This window comes from Candidatus Ruminimicrobiellum ovillum (assembly GCF_002392975.1).
GTDB lineage: Bacteria > Elusimicrobiota > Endomicrobiia > Endomicrobiales > Endomicrobiaceae > Ruminimicrobiellum > Ruminimicrobiellum ovillum.
The window spans coordinates 332,522-334,771 of record NZ_DGIC01000010.1; the positions used below are offsets into that span (position 1 = coordinate 332,522).

Sequence of the window (2,250 nt, forward strand, 5' to 3'; positions counted from 1 at the left end):
TTTTTACCTGTACACTTCTATGCAAGTATCGGGGCACATTTGATAGCAAGATCCGCAACCAACACATTCTTTTTCATTTTTTAATACCGCATAATGGTAACCGATTTTGTTAATTTCGGTTGAAAAATCAATGCATTTTTTAGGACATGCATTTATACAAAGTCCACAACCTTTACATCTGTCTTGATTAACTGTTATTTTTGCCATAGTGTTCCAATTCTATAACTTTATTTGTTTATTGTCAAATTTTAAAACAATTAGCAATTAGTAATTAGTAATGAGTAATTTTGGTATTTTTATTTTTTAGACTTTTTGCCGCAGCAAAAAATACATTAATTGCTAATTTATAATTTCTAATCACTAATTAATCATGGTGATGGCAACTGTGTCCGCTGCCGTGACAATTGTGACCTTCACCATGTTCATGACTATGATGTGAACACATTGTATCCGGATTATAGTTAAGAGTTCCGTTTAGAAAATCTTTCATCACATCATCCGCTTTTCCGCTTGTTCCCGGATATACCGTTACACCTTCCTGCGCCAAAGCAACTTTTGCTCCGCCGCCGATACCGCCGCAAATTAATGTTTCTATTCCCAACCCTTTTAACATTCCTGCAAGCGATTCGTGACCTGTTCCGTTACTTGATATAATTTCACTGGACAATATTTTACCGTTTTCTACTGTATAAACTTTAAAATTTTCCGTGTGTCCGAAATGTTGAAATACTTCACCGTTTTCATAAGTTATTGCTACTTTCATAGGCCCTTCTTTTACGGATACCTGTTTTGAAGATAACAACTTTTCTATATTTGCAACGTTTTTGTCTAAATTTATACCATCAACTTTCTCTATTTCGCCTTTATCGCATAAAGATGCTACACTCGGCTCTATAGGCAACTTATCTATAACCGAAATATTAAACTTTTTGGCAACTTCTTCTATTTTACTTTCACCGAAAACATTTATTTGTTTACCGCAATCTGGGCATTTCAGATAACTCATGTTTTCCACAAGCCCTAAAACAGGAATATTCATCATTTTTGCCATGTTGACTGCTTTTTCAACTATCATGGAAACAAGTTCCTGCGGAGATGTAACAACTATAATTCCGTCTACCGGTATAGATTGAAATACAGTTAAAGGAACATCGCCCGTTCCCGGTGGCATGTCTATAAACATAACATCTTGTTCGTTCCATATAACATCTTTCCAAAACTGTTTTATTACACCTGCAATAACAGGACCTCTCCAAATAACAGGATCTGTTTCGTTATCCAACAGCAAGTTTATAGACATTATATCTATACCTTTTTTTGTAAGAACAGGAAAAAAGCCTGTTTCTCCGTTGATAGGCCTTTCTTTTATACCGAACGATTTCGGTATTGAAGGACCGGTAATATCTGCATCCATAATAGCGGTTTTGTATCCTTTTTTATTCATTGCTACTGCAAGTAAAGATGTTACCAACGATTTTCCTACTCCGCCTTTACCGCTGACTATACCTATAATCTTTTTTATTTTTGTTGCTTCGTGAGGTTTTTCCATAAATGATTGTTTGTCATGATGTGAACATGAACAACCTTTTTCTTCATTATTCATTGTCGGTCTCCTTTATTTTTTATGTTTTTGTTTACAACAATTTTTTCTGCAATGTTTTCCTGAAAATTCACATATTTCATAGTCTCCGCCTTTCACTTTTAAACAAGAGTTGTTTATTAAGCAATCGGCAAGTTTTTTTCTTGCACTGCTGTATATTGCCTGAACGGTGGTTCTTGCAACATTCATTCTAACGGCACACTCTTCTTGAGTTAACTGTTCCAAATCTATTAAACGGATAGTTTCGTATTCGTCAATAGCCATTTCAACAACTTCATGTGAATTTTTGGGACCGAAAGTTAAATTTTGCGGAAAACTGCAAATTCTTCTGCATTTTAAAGGTCTTACCATAAATTTTGCCTTTTTTTATTGTTTTTGACATTTGTCAGTAACGGAATATATCATATATTTTTGACATTTGTCAATAATATTTATTTTTAAGACGAGAAAGTTGGAAATTTATTATAAACTTCCTGTTTTAGTACTTTATAAAAAAACAAAAAAACATAATAAAAATTAAAAAGGCAATGAAAAATCAATGAAATATTGAATTTTTATGAGTTTTTTTTATATAATGTAAAATGGTATGTTAAAATAATATATAAATATAATATATAAAATAAAAAGAAGTTTTGTCTTGGAGGCCATAA

The 2,250-nt window shown here is 32.6% G+C and carries 3 protein-coding genes; all 3 read right to left on the reverse strand.

All coding sequences use genetic code 11. The annotated features are described in order from the left end of the window. Positions 1 to 3: 3 nt before the first annotated feature. The 3 genes from B2Y85_RS06075 to B2Y85_RS06085 all read right to left on the reverse strand — a co-directional run bounded on the left by B2Y85_RS06075 (position 4) and on the right by B2Y85_RS06085 (position 1,951). Positions 4 to 207: a 4Fe-4S dicluster domain-containing protein gene (locus B2Y85_RS06075; RefSeq protein ID WP_372519584.1), complete on the reverse strand. Its 204-nt coding sequence runs from the start codon at positions 205 to 207 to the stop codon at positions 4 to 6. Positions 208 to 364: 157 nt separating this feature from the next. Then, entirely contained in the window at positions 365 to 1,603 is a 1,239-nt protein-coding gene (locus B2Y85_RS06080; protein ID WP_372519585.1) for a P-loop NTPase, read from the reverse strand. A gap of 12 nt (positions 1,604 to 1,615) precedes the next feature. Further along, the gene (locus B2Y85_RS06085; RefSeq protein ID WP_372519586.1) at positions 1,616 to 1,951 is read right to left on the reverse strand and encodes a DUF134 domain-containing protein; all 336 of its coding nucleotides are present in this window, start codon (positions 1,949 to 1,951) and stop codon (positions 1,616 to 1,618) included. Between the last annotated feature and the right edge of the window lie 299 nt (positions 1,952 to 2,250).

Excerpts from the sequence above, each read along its gene's own strand:
- B2Y85_RS06080 (WP_372519585.1), bottom strand. The coding sequence starts at position 1,603 with ATGAATAATGAAGAAAAAGGTTGTTCATGTTCACATCATGACAAACAA.
- B2Y85_RS06075 (WP_372519584.1), bottom strand. The coding sequence starts at position 207 with ATGGCAAAAATAACAGTTAATCAAGACAGATGTAAAGGTTGTGGACTT.
- B2Y85_RS06085 (WP_372519586.1), bottom strand. The coding sequence starts at position 1,951 with ATGGTAAGACCTTTAAAATGCAGAAGAATTTGCAGTTTTCCGCAAAAT.